The sequence below is a fragment of the Pseudolactococcus piscium genome (genome assembly GCF_002441695.1).
Lineage (GTDB): Bacteria > Bacillota > Bacilli > Lactobacillales > Streptococcaceae > Pseudolactococcus > Pseudolactococcus piscium.
Window position 1 is genome coordinate 84427 of the sequence record NZ_JXJW01000004.1, and the last position, 15729, is coordinate 100155.

General features: G+C 39.1%; 15 protein-coding genes. 1 reads left to right on the top strand and 14 read right to left on the bottom strand.

The annotated features are described in order from the left end of the window. Window positions 1-4 precede the first annotated feature (4 nt). From RU86_RS03100 to RU86_RS03115, 3 genes are all read right to left on the bottom strand, one after another. A complete protein-coding gene (locus RU86_RS03100) occupies window positions 5-1597 on the bottom strand; it encodes an ABC transporter permease (RefSeq protein ID WP_096814012.1) in 1593 nt (530 codons plus the stop codon). A gap of 414 nt (window positions 1598-2011) precedes the next feature. After that, the gene (locus RU86_RS03105; RefSeq protein ID WP_096814013.1) at window positions 2012-2779 is read right to left on the bottom strand and encodes a hypothetical protein; all 768 of its coding nucleotides are present in this window, start codon (window positions 2777-2779) and stop codon (window positions 2012-2014) included. Window positions 2780-3138: 359 nt separating this feature from the next. Next, the gene (locus RU86_RS03115) at window positions 3139-3732 is read right to left on the bottom strand and encodes a helix-turn-helix domain-containing protein (RefSeq protein ID WP_096814054.1); all 594 of its coding nucleotides are present in this window, start codon (window positions 3730-3732) and stop codon (window positions 3139-3141) included. 312 nt (window positions 3733-4044) lie between these two features. Between RU86_RS03115 and RU86_RS03120 the strand changes: the two genes are divergently transcribed. After that, window positions 4045-5229 carry a BaiN/RdsA family NAD(P)/FAD-dependent oxidoreductase gene (locus RU86_RS03120; protein ID WP_096814014.1) on the top strand — a complete coding sequence of 395 codons (1185 nt, stop codon included), beginning with the start codon at window positions 4045-4047 and terminating at the stop codon, window positions 5227-5229. Between the two features lie 50 nt (window positions 5230-5279). Here RU86_RS03120 and RU86_RS03125 read toward each other — a convergent pair whose 3' ends face one another. The 11 genes from RU86_RS03125 to tsaB form a co-directional block, all read right to left on the bottom strand. Beyond that, on the bottom strand, window positions 5280-6194 hold the full coding sequence (locus tag RU86_RS03125) for an ROK family protein (RefSeq protein WP_096814015.1): 915 nt from the start codon (window positions 6192-6194) through the stop codon (window positions 5280-5282). 105 nt (window positions 6195-6299) lie between these two features. After that, on the bottom strand, window positions 6300-6920 hold the full coding sequence (locus tag RU86_RS03130) for a DUF624 domain-containing protein (protein ID WP_096814016.1): 621 nt from the start codon (window positions 6918-6920) through the stop codon (window positions 6300-6302). A 48-nt stretch (window positions 6921-6968) separates the two neighbouring features. After that, the gene (locus RU86_RS03135) at window positions 6969-8597 is read right to left on the bottom strand and encodes a type 2 periplasmic-binding domain-containing protein (RefSeq protein WP_096814017.1); all 1629 of its coding nucleotides are present in this window, start codon (window positions 8595-8597) and stop codon (window positions 6969-6971) included. 90 nt (window positions 8598-8687) lie between these two features. After that, window positions 8688-9524 (bottom strand): carbohydrate ABC transporter permease, encoded by an 837-nt coding sequence (locus RU86_RS03140; protein ID WP_096814055.1) that lies wholly within the window; start codon window positions 9522-9524, stop codon window positions 8688-8690. A 71-nt stretch (window positions 9525-9595) separates the two neighbouring features. Continuing rightward, complete coding sequence (locus tag RU86_RS03145; RefSeq protein WP_096814018.1) at window positions 9596-10543, bottom strand: ABC transporter permease; 948 nt, start codon at window positions 10541-10543, stop codon at window positions 9596-9598. Continuing rightward, window positions 10524-11993, bottom strand: coding sequence for a 6-phospho-beta-glucosidase (locus RU86_RS03150; protein WP_096814019.1), 1470 nt, complete (start codon window positions 11991-11993; stop codon window positions 10524-10526). The genes RU86_RS03145 and RU86_RS03150 overlap by 20 nt, the downstream gene beginning before the upstream one ends. Before the next feature lie 174 nt (window positions 11994-12167). Continuing rightward, complete coding sequence (locus tag RU86_RS03155; protein WP_096814020.1) at window positions 12168-12905, bottom strand: MurR/RpiR family transcriptional regulator; 738 nt, start codon at window positions 12903-12905, stop codon at window positions 12168-12170. A gap of 51 nt (window positions 12906-12956) precedes the next feature. Further along, window positions 12957-13973: a tRNA (adenosine(37)-N6)-threonylcarbamoyltransferase complex transferase subunit TsaD gene (gene tsaD, locus RU86_RS03160; RefSeq protein WP_096814021.1), complete on the bottom strand. Its 1017-nt coding sequence runs from the start codon at window positions 13971-13973 to the stop codon at window positions 12957-12959. Beyond that, window positions 13970-14416 (bottom strand): ribosomal protein S18-alanine N-acetyltransferase, encoded by a 447-nt coding sequence (gene rimI / locus RU86_RS03165; RefSeq protein ID WP_245810461.1) that lies wholly within the window; start codon window positions 14414-14416, stop codon window positions 13970-13972. The genes tsaD and rimI (RU86_RS03165) overlap by 4 nt, the downstream gene beginning before the upstream one ends. A gap of 6 nt (window positions 14417-14422) precedes the next feature. After that, on the bottom strand, window positions 14423-14989 hold the full coding sequence (rimI, locus tag RU86_RS03170; RefSeq protein WP_245810462.1) for a ribosomal protein S18-alanine N-acetyltransferase: 567 nt from the start codon (window positions 14987-14989) through the stop codon (window positions 14423-14425). Then, window positions 14949-15656: a tRNA (adenosine(37)-N6)-threonylcarbamoyltransferase complex dimerization subunit type 1 TsaB gene (tsaB, locus tag RU86_RS03175; RefSeq protein WP_096814056.1), complete on the bottom strand. Its 708-nt coding sequence runs from the start codon at window positions 15654-15656 to the stop codon at window positions 14949-14951. Before tsaB ends, rimI (RU86_RS03170) begins: the two co-directional genes overlap by 41 nt. Window positions 15657-15729 lie beyond the last annotated feature (73 nt).

Consider the following 15729-nt stretch of genomic DNA (forward strand, 5'->3'; position numbering starts at 1 on the left):
GTTGTTACCCCAATAAGATTTTCTTAGGCTTTAATTTGAAGATATAAAGCGTTGAGAGAAGGACTGAAACAATTACTGTACCTAAGCCAGCTAATAGGTAGGTCACGATATAAAATGGCGTGAAGGATACCGTATAATTTTCTGAAATGGTCTTAGCATTTATAGGTGTCCCACTACCAAATAGTGCTGAAGTAGACATCATGTTACCACCCATCATGCCATTAGCAGATTCTTGGCTACTGCTTGAGCTTAGGAAAGCTTCCGATGCGAATCCACCTAAGAATTTACCTGACACTAATGAAATAATTAGCGCAATACTTGCAACAGTCAATACTTCTACCATAATTTGTAAAATAATGGTAGATTTTTTATCGCCTAGTGACAGATAAATACCCAACTCTCTTTTTCGATCGCGCATAAAGAGTAAGATGACTAAGAGAATCAAGATAATCGATAAACTAATGGCTGCGATAATAACTGCTTTAGCAATTTTAGATAATTTGTTGAATTGACCTGCAATTTTATCAAATTCATCTGTTGATGCCATGATAGTATAAGGATTTGGCAATAGGGGTTTGGTATCCGCCTTGAATTTATCCAAATCATCGATTGACTTGAGTTGATAGAGTGGTGTGTAGCGTGATTCACTAACTTCTTTTAAGTCCTTTTCACTCATACCAGTAAATAACTCAGGACTTTTCTCCATCATATACTTCATGTAGCCTTGATTGATGGTATGGACTGCTTTATTTGGCATATAGATCGTATTATAGGACGCAAAATCTAGCATATCTTTATCACCGCCGCCGCTACCAATTGATGCTGCATGCACAACCGACCCATTGTCTGCTTTATCCGATTTACCTGATTTCTTTTGAACAGCTTCAAGTACCTGATAAATCCCCCCTACTTTTACTTTAGTATCAAAGGATTCCTTAGTTGATGCTTGATTTTCTTCATCCATATTACCTGGTTTCATCAAGGTTTGGTCGATGGTCATCTCATCACCGATATGTAGGCCATTTTTACTGGCAAACTCTTTAGAGACTAAAACGACTAGCCTTCCTTTTTTCATATCAGCTTCTGAAAAAATAGCCCCCGCAACCAACTTTATTTTCCCTAGAGCAATATCCATTATTTTAGGATCTTGTACACCACGTATTGGGATATAAGTGTCCATCCCATTAGCCATGCCTGATTTATCGTCCGCTTTTTCTTCGGTCTTATTTTTTTTGCTACCTGATGGGTCAAATGGCTTCAGCTGCTGAGATTCAAATCCCGATGATTCAGAATAGTCATAATTTTTGACATAGGGACTAGCCCCGATTTTTTCTATGAGTTTAACAGATAAGGGATTATTTAGCGCACCATCTGATTTCTCCATCTCTTTCTGTATTTTAGGATCATTCCAATCGATGTCAACTGTTGCAAGTGCGCCCATCTGTTCCTTTGTTGTCTTCTCGACATTTTGGGTCGCTTGTTGGATGATAACACTTCCTGCAAGGATGTTACCAAGTAAGAAAATCACGGCAAATAAAATCAATGACTTTGATTTTTGCCTTGTGACTGAGCGAATTGCGCGTTTAAAAAAATTCATACCTCTCCTTTACTCTACTTAACTCATGAGATTGCGATATTTAAATAAGCGACGACAAAATCATGGACCCATCACAACATAAAAATATCTGACTACATTTTAATTGTAACATATATCTGTTTTTTTAACTTTATAAAACCTGTCATTTTCGGAAATAAATAACGACTTATATCCTTTTATCTAACTTTGATGATAAGCATACAAAAAACACGTGAACGACTGCCACGTGTTTTGGGTTCTTTTTTGAGGTGAGTAAGGTATATGCGCCTACTAGCTATGTCACATGTTACCTGGAAAATTAAGGAGACGGCCTTTGGTAGACCCCTCAGACTGAGGACGACCTATCACTTTAGCAGTTTAAATACCCTTGTTTAAGCTGTAGCTAAAGTTACAGGTAGTCAGACCCCAATATAATTATTTTGCCTGATTATCTTGATATGATTTAATGCGAGAATCTTTCATAATTTGATAAATTACATCTTCGTTTGCCATAAAATGTGTGCCTTTTTTAGTCAAAGTAAAGGACATATCTACCGGATTTTTCACCTTCACTGCATCATAATCTAGATCCCCATAATAAATACCATATAGTTTTAAAGTGATGAGTGATTTGATTGTTTTAACATCTTTATTTTGAGATTGGCGAATAAAGGTATCTTCATCTATACCACCAAAAAGTTTCGTTCTGGCTGTCCCAATAGGATTTGCTTCTTCCAAACTTGCGATTGGTGAGTATGACACGGTCACTTTTGCGTCATCACCGTTTACGTCGACACTCTTAACTTTAAAGCTAAGTCTTTGTGCTTGTTTAAGATAAGCCTTAGCATAATCTTTTACAATATCTGATGCATAATAATTAGACCCATCGATGACGAGATAATAGTCATCCTTGTTTTGATTACTTGCAAACATCTGATCTTGCTTCTCGACTAATTTAGTTAACAAAAATGACGTAATGCCCTCAGAACTTTGATTTGTGACATTCTCTAATTGAGATGATTTTTTGCCTTGATAGAGAAAATCAAGCAATACATTTGCATCATCTTCTGCTTGTTTTTTCACTGTTTGAGCTGATGGTTCAGCCTTAACTGCTTTCTCAGATGACTGACTCCCTTTTGAACACCCTGCCAATAAAAAGATACCAGCAACGACAACAAGTCCCTTTAATACTTTTGTTTTCATAAAACGCCCCCTATAATTTAATGTTTTCACATTATTTATTATATAAAACTTTAATTACATTAGCAACGAATAACATAACTTTGTTTTTTTCAAATCTACTTCTGACAACAGAAGTAGACCAGGGTAACCTTATTCAACCAGAATCGGTATAGACAGCAAGATACCTTATGTTTAAGCCATTGGCAGAAGATTTTAGGCTTTGCCATGAACTTACTCAATCACTCAAATCAAAAAGCCACATTGAGTTCTATTGGTCTTGATGAGGTCGCTAGAGAAGCACTTCTTGATACCATTAACTTTGGCTAACCTATTAAAAATACGCCTGCATATTTTTTACAGGAGTATTTTGATAACTTCAACTAAGTAAAAAATAAAACAGAGATAATAGTTCCAACACATATAATACCAATTATAATAGAAATAGCAATAGTTATCGCATTTCCTATTCTATTATATGGGTTGAGAGCTAGACCATATCCGAATGTCTTCGGTATCCAAAGAGGAGCACCTATCATACCATCGTATGCTTTACTAGCTGTCTTTGAAAAGTTATAGTTAACGTATAACAAAAGACAAATAAGTACCATTGATAATATAGTAATAGATTTCATAATTAACGGGGAATGTTCGAATAAAGGAGTTATAGCGATCAAACCTACAAATAGAACGAGAATAACAGGGAAGATTACGGCATACTTTTTATTAGCTTTCTTCAAATTAATTAGGTCATAGTCCTTTTCTACTTGTTTCATGATTTTTTGGTCGCCTTTCATAATATCAAGTGAGAAATTATAATAATTGCTCAACAAAATTAAAGTAGGAATATCTGGTGAACTTTTACCATTCTCCCAATTTGATAATGTCTGTCTAGTAATGTATAGTTCATCTGCTACTTTTTGCTGTGTATAGCCTCTTTGCTTTCTCTCATTCACTAAAATACTACTTAAGTTCATTTTCTCTCCCTTTTCTATAGCTTTATAATAGATCAAAATTAATTTATTGTCTAGCAAATATGTTTTGCATCCTTCTCTATTCACGATTTCAAGCTTGTTTTTATTATGGTGTCAACGTAATTGACACCACCTTGAATCACTAGCATCAAACAGATGTTGGTGTTTTCTTTACCTCACAATTTGAGCTGTATCTTCTATCTCATCGCGTACAGAAACCTTGGCTGGAATCCTCATGAAATTGGGACCTTTGATATGAGCGTCCTAGCGACAATAGGGTGGCATATAGTAGAAAAGGTGTGTTACAATTAACTAATGAAAACAAATTATGATACGATCATTATCGGTGGGGGACCTTCTGGTATGATGGCTGCGGTAGCAAGCAGTTTCTACGGTCGCAAAACACTGATTTTAGACAAAAATAAAAAGCTGGGTAAAAAACTGGCCATGACTGGCGGTGGCCGCTGTAACGTGACCAATAATGGTAGCCTTGATGATATTCTAGCAGGTATTCCGCATGGCGGGAAATTCTTATACAGTACATTTGCCCAGTTTGATAACCATGACATCATCAATTTCTTTGAAGAAAATGACACGAGATTAAAGGTTGAAGATCACGGTCGTGTCTTTCCTGCAACAGATAAGTCTCAAACAATCATATCTGCCCTACAAGCCAAGATTGTCGAGTTGGGTGCCACAATCGCTACTCAATCAGAAGTCATCTCAACAACTAAAACGGATGATGGTAATTTCCTAATCAAAACGGCTGATCGCGAATTTACCTGCCGTAAATTGATTGTCACAACTGGTGGAAAGTCTTACCCATCTACTGGCTCTACTGGATATGGTCATGATATTGCACGACATTTCAAGCTTAAGGTGACTGAGCTAAGTCCAGCTGAAAGTCCCTTGACAACTGATTTTCCGCATAAAACATTACAAGGTATTTCTCTAAGAGATATCACCCTGCAGATCGGCAAGCATGTGATTAGACACGATCTATTGTTTACCCACTTTGGCTTGTCTGGTCCAGCTGCATTACGGGCCTCAACCTTTGTCAAAGAAGCCGATTGGGTTAGCATTGACTTTTTACCTGATCTCTCTGAAGCTGCTTTGTCAGCCACATTTACAAACTTACGTGATAAATCAGTCAAAAATGTTGCCAAGTCTCTATTACAGGAACGTGTCGCCGAATTTTTAATCACCGCATCTACGATTTCCCCTGATGCTAAAGTGAAACAGCTTTCTGAAAAACAAGTCACAAGTTTAATCGAAAAAATGAAAGCTTTCCCTATTAAAGTAACAGGTACCATGAGTTTAGCCAAATCATTTGTCACAGCTGGTGGCGTTGATTTAAGTGAGATTAGACCTAAGACTTTGATGAGTAAATCAGTCGATAATCTCTATTTTGCAGGAGAAGTTTTGGATATTAATGCCCATACAGGCGGCTTTAATATTACGTCAGCGCTTGCAACTGGATGGGTTGCAGGCATCAATTAAAAAACGAGCAGGTCTAACATGACCTACTCATTTTTTTTACTTCATTTTTTTTACTTCATTTTTTTAGCTTGATATACCGCACCAATCAAGCCGGCATCATTTCTTAAGAGACAAGGTTTGATATCTGCTATCGTTTCATTTTTTAATTGATTTATGCTCCTATGATGCCGCTTAATCTTCTCAATTCTATCTGTGAGTTTGTCCAAAAACTCCTGATTGGCACTGATACCACCGCCTAAGAGTAGCACCTCGGGATCAAACACGCAAATCAAATTTAGTAATCCCTTGGCGACATCATCATAATACTGGTCCATGACTTTGGTAGCTAGGACATCACCTTGTCGGACTAAGTCGAGTATCAGGCGTGCATCAGATATTTTCTGACCAGTCGCTTGATAATAGCGATTGTATAGCCCTAATATCACACCACTCGTAAAGTTCCATGAATCATCTTCTAGATCATGTGTGTAGTCGAGTGGACTTTGCATACTCCAGCCAATTTCTCCAGCAGCGCCATGCGCCCCTTGATAGACCTTGCCATTAATGATGATTCCGCAGCCAACAGCAGTGCCTAATACAACGACGATATAGTTTTCAATACCTTGGGCATTACCCAGCCATTGCTCGGCAATCGCCGCACAATTTGCATCATTTTCAAGCACAACTGGCAAGTGAAAAGCAGCTTCACATTTTTCTTTGAGATTAACTTTATAAAATGGTTTTATGGAACCAGCTGTTACCATATAGCCATCTTTTCTGACTATACCGGGCACACTAATGCCAATACCTTCAATCGGATACTTGGCTTGATAGGTAGCCACTTGGCTTGCCATATTTTTAAGGAGCACCTCACCATCATCAGGCGTTGATGGAAATAAGCCTTTTTCTATCACTTCTCCTTGTTCATCAACCAGACCGTATTTGATAGATGTACCACCGATGTCAAATCCTATGTAATATGTCATGTCATATCTCCTAATTTAATCAAAGGTACTAAAGGCTGATCCAATATTGATCAGCTAAGTACCAAACTGTTCACTGTAAAAAAGCATGCAAGTCACACCCTCTATTTACCTATCAGTTACTTCCTCTTCTCCTACTAATTTTACCAAAATGCCGGAAATAAAGTGACTTTGAACCACAGCTGTCAAGCTAAATGAAAGGGTAAGGACCGGTAGTAAAGCCCATCTTTGATAAATCGGTAGATACAAGCAAAGTAAGCCTGCAACACTGAGCATGATAAGCATATGGGGCACATGTTGTATGGCCAGCATCAGCCCATTTCGCATCATGATGCCAGTCTTATTCTCAAACGTGGCAACTAAAGAAAAGGTATAGGGTAAAGTCCCAACCACAAGGACAATCAGACATAAAAGTGGGAAAAGTACAACTGGATGACCATTTACCAGACTGATAACCACGAATGCGATCGCAACAAAGCCTAGAAAAGCCAGCCAAATTTTTGTAGCTTGGATGCCATTTTTTCTAAAACTTTTCACAAAAGAGCCTGTCATTTCTTTTTCAGTCCCAACTTGCATGCGTAACGTCACATCATAGAGCGCTGTTAGCGCAGCACCGACTGTAACAATCGGGAGGCTGGCTATGATAAATAGTAGATTCAATGCCATCAAATCACATAGCTTCAACATATATTTATAGATGTTGCCATCAATCGCAAATAACCCACGCATCCCCTCAACTCCTTACTGTTTGCTAATCTTAAGCAGAAATACGCTATCTTATTTTTCCCCTAATTTTTTCATGTTATTCTTAATATTTTTGTCACGTGTATTATTGATTTCTTTGATTTTATTGTCTTTTTGGAATTGCTTAAATGTTGCTAATGTTTTGTCAAACTCTGCTGTATCTTTAGCACGAATCAAGCTGACCAAGGTCGTTTGCCATTTAGTTGTGATGGCACTTAAAGCACGTGCTTCTTGTGTACCAGGATCTGGTGAAATATTCTCCATTTTAAACTGAGGTGTCAAATATTTTTGTCCCCATGCTTGTTGTTGCCAAACCGCTTTCACATAAGATGCCTTATTGTAAGCCTTGAAGCGATCATGTCCAAATTGGATGAACTCACCAATCCGATAGTCGTTTTCCCATTTTGTCAGGTCATCTGATTGGATTTTGGCAGCGGTATCTGTCCAACTAATGGCTTCTTTGTTGCCATCTATATAATTGAACGCATCTCCTTCAATACCAAAATTTGTCAAAATTTGCCCGTAATCACTCAATAGATATTCAAATACTTGAATGGCTTTGGCAGGATTTTTTGTCTTCTGAGAAATATAGTTAATCATCCAACCTGAGAGTCCGGCTTGAGATAAAGTTGGTGTCTTACCTTTGGTTGATTGAACCCCATCAATGGCAAGGTATTCCTTATCTGGGTTTGCAGATAGCCATGTTTGTAGGCTGTTTCCTTGACTAACATTTGACGCTATCATCATTGTCGCATATTTACCACTTGTCATTTTTTCTTTAAATGCATCATTATTATCAGAAAAACTGTCATCAGATATATTGCCATCTTCATGAACTTGGCGGAAAGCTTTTAGCCAGGTGATATAATCCTCATCTAGATTACGATCATAGTAGGTATTATCCTTATTTGTCATCGAGACACCAAGCATGTCTTGAACGACATCACCAAGGGAACTTGTGCCACCCGAAAAATCATTAAAGCCAAATGGGACAAGATCAGGGAACTTATCTTTTATTGCTTTCATGGCATTAATAAAACCTTGAGGCGTCTTAAAGTCTTGTGGGCCGATTGCATCAAGTACGTCTTGTCGAATGACAAAAGCATCTCTTGCTGGCACTTTTCCACTCTTAAAATCAGCTTCGGTATTCGAATAATTGGGATAGCCATAGGTTTTCCCATCCGAGAGTTTATACCAGTTTAGAGTATCTTCACGCGCCACTTCATAGAAATAGGGATCATATTTGTTTGCTAACTCTTGCAAGGGTAATGCCCATTTATTGGCTGTGCGGGCGACTTCAGTATTTGGATCAAGCACCGTCACAATATCAGGGATATCGCCACTAGCAAAGTAGGTATTGAGTTTGGTATCATCACCTACGACAAATTTAATATCCAGATTTAGGTCTTTTTTGACCTGTTTAGTGATCAAATCGGTGCCATATTTTTTATTCCACCATTCCGCATTGATATACCAAGTTAAGGTATTATCTTTACTTTTATCTGACTGCCATGCAGGTTTAGACTTGTCCACTTTATAAGTAGGATCCGGTAATTTTGTTGTAATAGCTGATTCTTTTTTCTTGGCACCACATGAGGCAAGTAACGCAATTGCTACTAAACCTGTCATGGATAGCCCTATCATGGTTTTCATTTTCATCATCAACTCTCCTATACTTTCTTTTTGCTATTATTTAAGAATACGGCTAAACCTTACGTTTTTTTAACTATTCGTTTAGCTGTATTTTTAGCATTACTCTTTAACAGCACCCAGCATTGTCCCCGTTACAAAATATTTTTGTAAAAAAGGATATAAAACTAGAATGGGTACCATTGTCACGACGATTGTTGCAAGCTGCATCCCTTTAGATGAGGTTTGAATACTGACCTGTGCGCTCAAGCCAGTCTGGGCAGCAGCTTGGGATTTCAAGATCAGTTCATAAAGTTTCATTTGCAAAGGATAAAGTGCTTCATTTTGGACATACAGTTTTGTAGTCATAAAATCATTCCACTGCCAAACGCCATGAAACAAGGCAATAGTGGCAAGTGCTGGTTTTGACAAGGGGACAATAATCTTAAAGAAAATCCCCCAATCACTTGCGCCATCTATTCTTGCCGACTCTTCTAGAGAGCTTGGGACATCTCTAAAGAAATTCATAAGAATCACGACATCGTAATAACTAAACATAGCTGGTAGAATATAGACCCAAAAGCTGTTCAATAAGCCCAATGACTTAATTAGCAGGTAAGTTGGAATCATACCACCAGTAAAAAACATGGTCACGATCCCCATCGATGCATAGAGCTTACGACCTTTCAAGTCACGTTTACTCAACGCATAAGCGACAATGGCACAAAAAACAACATGGGCAAAGACACCAATACCTGTTTTGGCAACGGAAATAAGAAAAGCTGACCATAGGCTCGCATCTCGAAAGACACTTCGGTAATTATCCAAAGATAATTCTGATGGCCAAAAGATAAACCCTCCCTCGTTTAATGCCTGATTTGAGGCAAATGAAGAGATGAGTACATTCCAGAGTGGGACGACGATAATCAGTGTGAAGATAGCCATCAGTAACATATTCATGATATCAAATGTATTTTTTTTGGCCTTTAATTTGATTGTGCTTGTTTGATGCTGCAAGTGATGCCTCCTTTCTATAAGACTGACTGATTGTTGTTCATTTTCTTCGTCAGTTGATTGGCACCGACTAGTAAAATGACGGAAATAACTGATACTCCTAGGCCAACTGCTGTTGCATAGGCAAAATCACCTTGAGATAAGCCGATACGATAGACATAAGAGTTGATGACTTCTGCTTTAGGTTGATTTTGTGAATTCATCAAAACTAAGGTTTGATCTAAATTAGAATTGAACAAACCAGATACAGAAAGAATTAAATTAAGTGCTAAAATATTACCTAAACTAGGCAGTGTAATACTCCATATTTTACGTAAACGTGATGCACCGTCAATATCGGCCGCTTCATAATAAGTCGGATCAATTTTCGACATCGTCGCTAAGTAGAGAATCGTGCCCCAACCTGCTTCCTTCCACACATCAGATAAGGCAGCAATCAGCCAGTATTTATTTGCATCCAGCATATGATTTGTGTTATTTTTGATGCCAACTGCACTAAAAATATCATTGACCATCCCACTTGAGCTCATCCAAGTAATCAGCATCCCACCCAATATAATCCAGGATAGGAAGTGAGGCAAATAAGTAATCGTCTGAACGAGTTTTTTAAAGGGTGTCCATTTCAACTCAAAAATCAAGATAGCAATGATAATCGGCATGACAAAGCCAACTGATAGTTTAATAGCACTGATACCAAATGTATTAACGACAGATTCCCAGAAGTATTTATCTTGTAAAATCGTCTTGAAATTATCTAGGCCATTCCAAGTTGATCCACCTATACCGCTAATCACTGAATAGTTTTTAAAGGCAAGGGTCAGGCCATAAATCGGTACGAAATTAAAAATCAACATGTAGACAACCCCTGGAATCGCCATACTTTGCAACTGCCATTGACTTTTAAAAGTTTTCAACCATCTAACCAAGCGCTGCCCTAGAGATAGTTTATACGTTGTATCCGTCATGGTCTAAATCCTCTCCGTTTGTGGCAATAACCTGCTTGTACCAAGAAAAAGACTGTTTTTTTCGTCGTTTCATGGTCCCATTACCCGCATTATCTCGATCGACATGAATCATACCATAGCGTTTTTCCATCTCACCTGTGCCAAAACTAACCGGATCAATGATCCCCCAGGGTGTATAGCCGATGACTGGCACACCATCTTCAACAACGGCTAATCTCATCTCTTTGATATGTGCCTTTAGATAGTCAATCCGATAGTGGTCATGAATCTCACCCTGATCAGTTAGCTGATCATAGGCACCAAACCCATTTTCAACGATGAATAAGGGGAGGTTATACCTCTGATAGACTGTGTTCAGCACATAGCGAAGCCCTATTGGGTCAATCTGCCAGCCCCAATCACTCGCTTTGACATAGGGATTTTTAACGATTTTAGCATTTGGATAGTCAGGAATCGGGAACCCTTCAAGACTGTTATCGTCAAGTGTTGTGACCGTTGCTGACATGTAATAAGAAAAGCCGATGTAATCAACGGTTCCTTCACGCAAGACTTGTAAGTCCGCCTCATTATAATCAATTTGATAGCCTTTACGTTCCCACGCTTTCAAGGCATATGTCGGAATTTCACCTTTAGCATGAATATCACTATAAAAATACCGTCTCTCCATGACTTTAACAGCTGCAACTTGATCATCTGGATTAGCTGAATAGGGATAGACTGGCACATAGGCCATCATGGCACCAATCTTAAAGTCAGGATTGATGTCATGACCTATTTTGACGACTTTAGCACTGGCAATCAGTTCATTTAAACTGGCTTGCAAAATCACTTCCTCGGCATTTTCATCTGGTTCAATCAAAACTGCCGAATTCGTCCAAGTATGTAACTTGAATTGCCCATCTGCTTGGTTATTGATTTCATTAAAGGTCATCCAATACTTAACCTTATTTTTATAGCGTCTCATGACAACTTCTGCGTACCTCACAAAAAAATCAATCAGTTGTTTATTCTTGAACCCACCATAAGTTTTATAAAGGTTATAGGGAATTTCAAAGTGGGATAAGGTGATGACTGGTTCCATGCCATTTTTTAGCAGCTCATCAAATAGATCATCGTAAAACTGTAAGCCTGCTTCATTTGGGCAAGCATCATCCCCATTTGGAAAGATACGCGTCCAATTAATTGATGTTCTAAAACACGTGAGTCCCATCTCTTTTAGGAGCTGAATATCTGCTTTATAGTGATGATAAAAATCGATTGCCTCATGATTTGGATAGTAAGTATCCGGCAATACCCCATCAGTGATGTGTCTTTCCTGCATATGACTCCCCGCGGTCATCACATCTGCAATGCTTATCCCTTTACCTGCTTCATCCCATGCGCCTTCTATTTGATGAGCAGCGACGGCACCACCCCAAAGAAAAGCTTTTGGCAAACTTCTTTTACTCATGTCAGATATCTCCCTATAATTTACTGTGCTCTCGCACGATTTAATTTCATAAACACTTTAACTTTATAATAGCAAAAAAAAAACTCGCAGTAAGCGCTTTCTTTGGTTTAGGTCATGTTCCAAAAAGCTGATAAAAAAAACACAAGTGGAACGCTACGTTCCACTTGTGTTAACTCATGTTTCTCGATGCCAAATTTTTTGCGTTAAAGCCTCTACTAAAAATACAGCCTGAATTTGACTAGACATATCATGATAGGTGTTTATCCTAACCAGAGGTGTCTGATAGCCTAGGACATAATCTGACATACGTGCCAGAATTGACACCTCATCAGACGTGATCGTAACGATTGTAAAATCATCCTTATTTTTAAAGGTATTTACCACTTCAATCACTTCATTTGTTGTCCCTGATACGGATAGAATCACAAGCATATTATTAGCTGTGTGCTTCAATTTTTGTGCGACTGGGTAAGTGGGATCGCTCATGGCAAAAGCGTTATAGCCCATGGCTGCAAGTCGTCTTGCAGCATAATCACAGATGGCACCACTTGCACCCATCCCCAGGAACATGATATTTTCTGCATCACTTATCAAATCAGCAACAATTTCTAACTTCATCTCGATATTTTGGGGAAAGGTCGCTTGCGTCAGACTCGCTAACCGATTTGAAAAATCAGGTGACTGGTCCTTGTCTTGCGTTACCTGCTTTAAATTTGTCCGAAACTCGACAAAACTAGCATAGCCTATCTTATGTATAAAACGCATAACCGATGCTGATGACGTATGAGACCCTTCTGCGATTTCTCGAATGCGCATATAAGGCACCTTACTGATATTATCTGCTAAATATCCGTAAATATAGCGATCCGTTTCGGATAATTGGGCTAAGTCAACATTTTCAAAAAAAGACATAAGGTTTCTCCTGCATCTTGCACCGTTCAACTATTCCTGCAACTCTATAGACTAGCTCAATTGCTCAAAGCTCAAGCTTGGTGTGGCGTTTAAATCCCAGTCTGCAAAGTGCTTCTGGTTATATTCACAAACACTAGCATAAGCAATCATCCCTGCATTATCACCACACAGTCTAAGCGGTGGGATCACGACATCAATATCTGTGATTTCAGCTGCAAGACGATCACGTAACCCTTTGTTGGCAGCTACCCCGCCAGCAACGACTAGCATCTTGACTGGATACTCCGTTAAGGCAATCTTTGTTTTTGCTAATAAGACATCCAGAACAGCTGCTTGGAAACTTGCTGATAAATCTTTTACATCAAGGCTTTCACCCTTTTGTTCTGCATTGTGGACGGTATTGATAAAGGCTGATTTTAGACCAGAAAAACTAAATTCAAGTGCTGGATCGTCATGTTTCATCATCGCACGTGGAAAATGAAAGACATCCTTACCTTGGTGGGCTAAGGTATCAATCTCTCGTCCAGCAGGGTAGGTCAACTGCATGACACGACCGACTTTATCATAGGCTTCTCCTACTGCATCATCTCGTGTTTCCCCGATAATTTTGTAGTCGCCTGGCTCTGAAACATAGACAAGTTCAGTATGCCCACCACTAACCAGTAAGGCCATCAAAGGAAATTCAAGTGGTTTGACCTGACGTGCTGCCCATAAGTGACCGGCCATATGATTCACTGGAATAAGTGGGAGCTCATGCGCCCAAGCAAAGGCCTTAGCCGCTGCAATACCGACTAAAAGCGCACCAACAAGGCCTGGGCCTTCAGTTACTGCAACAGCAGTCAAATCTGAAACTGTAATATTAGCTTCTGACAAGGCTTCGTTGATACAAGTTGTGATCACTTCGACGTGATGTCGGCTGGCAACCTCAGGCACAACACCACCAAATCGTTTATGACTATCGATCTGACTGGCAATGATGTTGCTCAAAAGTTCCTCATCATTTTTTAATACGGCAACACTTGTTTCATCACATGATGTTTCAAATGCCAATATATACTTATCTTTCATGACTCTCTTTTCATTAAAATTGCATTTTCTTTTGGATTTTGATAATAATCTTGCCTGATAAAATACGGATCAAATCCATACTTTTCATATAAGCGTTTTGCTGTTTGATTAGATGCCCTAACTTCCAGAAAAAAGGTCCCATCATGACTGATCAACTGCTTTAACAGCAAGCTTGCTACACCTTGACATTGATAGGCTTTAGCAACTGCAAGATTGGTAATTTCTATCTCATCCATGACACTAGTCGTCGCTAGAAACCCAACCACCTGATTCTGGTCATCGCTTGCCAGATAATAGACCGTATCTTTACGACACATATCAGAAAAAGTCTGATCTAGTGTCCAAGGCACATATAAATAAGTATCTATTAAGATATCCTGAATCGCCTGTGCAACGGCCTTGTCGTCATCTGTCATCACATTTATCTGCCTAATTTTTATCACGCTAAGCTACTTTCTCATGTCCTTGAGTTCTTTGACCATCCATAAGCCATCTGATTTATTTTCATAGTATTCAGGTAGAATCTCTTTGGTTTCAAATCCTAACTTGCGATACATGGCTTGGGCAGATGTATTGTCTCGCATCACTTCTAGTGTTAATTGCGAGACGCCAAGCTGTTGCATCAAATTTGCCATGATGCTGACAAGATTTGACCCAATCCCTTGATTTTGAAAAGTAGATAAAACAGCTAGATTAGACAGATGTACGGACTGTCTCTCAGGTACGATACGTGCACCGATAAAGCCGACGATTCTACCACCTGCTTCTGCTGTTAGAAAGATGGCCTGGTCATTGGTCATGATCTCGTGCTCAAAATGAGAAAAAGTCCAAGGCGTTTCACCGCCATAAACATCCCGCTCAATTGTCAAAAAACTGACGATATCTTCACGTTCTGAAATACGGTAGCGGGCCTGATCAATGACAGTATCTACTTCGAAATCATCAAAAGCGCGATACTTTCGAAATTGGTGGTACTCAAATTTTTTTGATATAGTTTGCATCAGTTGCTTCATCATGCGCATGCGTCTCCAACCATTTTTCTTCCGCTTCAACTTTCTTCAAATATTCAGGTGCAAAGAAATCCACGTTAACAGGCACCGCATTGATGCCTAAACAGGCAATTTCATAGGCATTTGGCAAACGCCGTTCTGGATTGTCTATAAAACGCGCATTCGGTAGTGCTTGATGAATGCTGTCACGAAATTGGGCAATCTCGCCAGTAAAATAAAGGGTTTCTTCCTCTGATAGCGTGTCCAATAACTGTGCCAATGGCATATGGCCTTCCGCACTAATCAAGCGTTTATCCTGATAAACACCGGCATAAACATTTTGGCGTCTCGCATCTATTATCGGGACTACCTTCCCAGTAACGCTCGCATTTGCTGCGATAGCCGCGAGACTTGACACGCCAACTAAGTCAATATTTAGCGTGCTAGCCAGTGTTTTAGCTGTCGTTACGGCAATTCTAAGGCCAGTATAACTGCCTGGACCCATGGCAACAGCAATTCTATCCAGTTCTTGCGGCTGTACACCAGCATTTTTCATTAGAAAATCAATGGCTGGCATTAAGGTTAGGCTGTGATTTTTCTTTATATTCAGATCAATTTTACCGAGTAAGCGATCATCTTCGCATAAGGCGACCGATAAAGCTTGACTAGAGGTATCAAAAGCTAATAGTTTCATATCTTGTCGATTCTTCCCATCTTTTTGCACAATCTCACGCCATACTAGGCGACTTGCCTATCAGGCTATGCAT

Coding starts and splice junctions, on each gene's coding strand:
- RU86_RS03155 (WP_096814020.1), bottom strand. CDS start 12,905: ATGTCTTTTTTTGAAAATGTTGACTTAGCCCAATTATCCGAAACGGAT.
- RU86_RS03145 (WP_096814018.1), bottom strand. CDS start 10,543: ATGACGGATACAACGTATAAACTATCTCTAGGGCAGCGCTTGGTTAGA.
- RU86_RS03115 (WP_096814054.1), bottom strand. CDS start 3,732: ATGAACTTAAGTAGTATTTTAGTGAATGAGAGAAAGCAAAGAGGCTAT.
- RU86_RS03125 (WP_096814015.1), bottom strand. CDS start 6,194: ATGACATATTACATAGGATTTGACATCGGTGGTACATCTATCAAATAC.
- RU86_RS03150 (WP_096814019.1), bottom strand. CDS start 11,993: ATGAGTAAAAGAAGTTTGCCAAAAGCTTTTCTTTGGGGTGGTGCCGTC.
- RU86_RS03135 (WP_096814017.1), bottom strand. CDS start 8,597: ATGATGAAAATGAAAACCATGATAGGGCTATCCATGACAGGTTTAGTA.
- tsaD (WP_096814021.1), bottom strand. CDS start 13,973: ATGAAAGATAAGTATATATTGGCATTTGAAACATCATGTGATGAAACA.
- rimI (WP_245810462.1), bottom strand. CDS start 14,989: ATGATGAAGCAACTGATGCAAACTATATCAAAAAAATTTGAGTACCAC.
- RU86_RS03130 (WP_096814016.1), bottom strand. CDS start 6,920: ATGCGTGGGTTATTTGCGATTGATGGCAACATCTATAAATATATGTTG.
- RU86_RS03105 (WP_096814013.1), bottom strand. CDS start 2,779: ATGAAAACAAAAGTATTAAAGGGACTTGTTGTCGTTGCTGGTATCTTT.
- RU86_RS03140 (WP_096814055.1), bottom strand. CDS start 9,524: ATGAATATGTTACTGATGGCTATCTTCACACTGATTATCGTCGTCCCA.
- RU86_RS03120 (WP_096814014.1), top strand. CDS start 4,045: ATGAAAACAAATTATGATACGATCATTATCGGTGGGGGACCTTCTGGT.
- RU86_RS03100 (WP_096814012.1), bottom strand. CDS start 1,597: ATGAATTTTTTTAAACGCGCAATTCGCTCAGTCACAAGGCAAAAATCA.
- tsaB (WP_096814056.1), bottom strand. CDS start 15,656: ATGAAACTATTAGCTTTTGATACCTCTAGTCAAGCTTTATCGGTCGCC.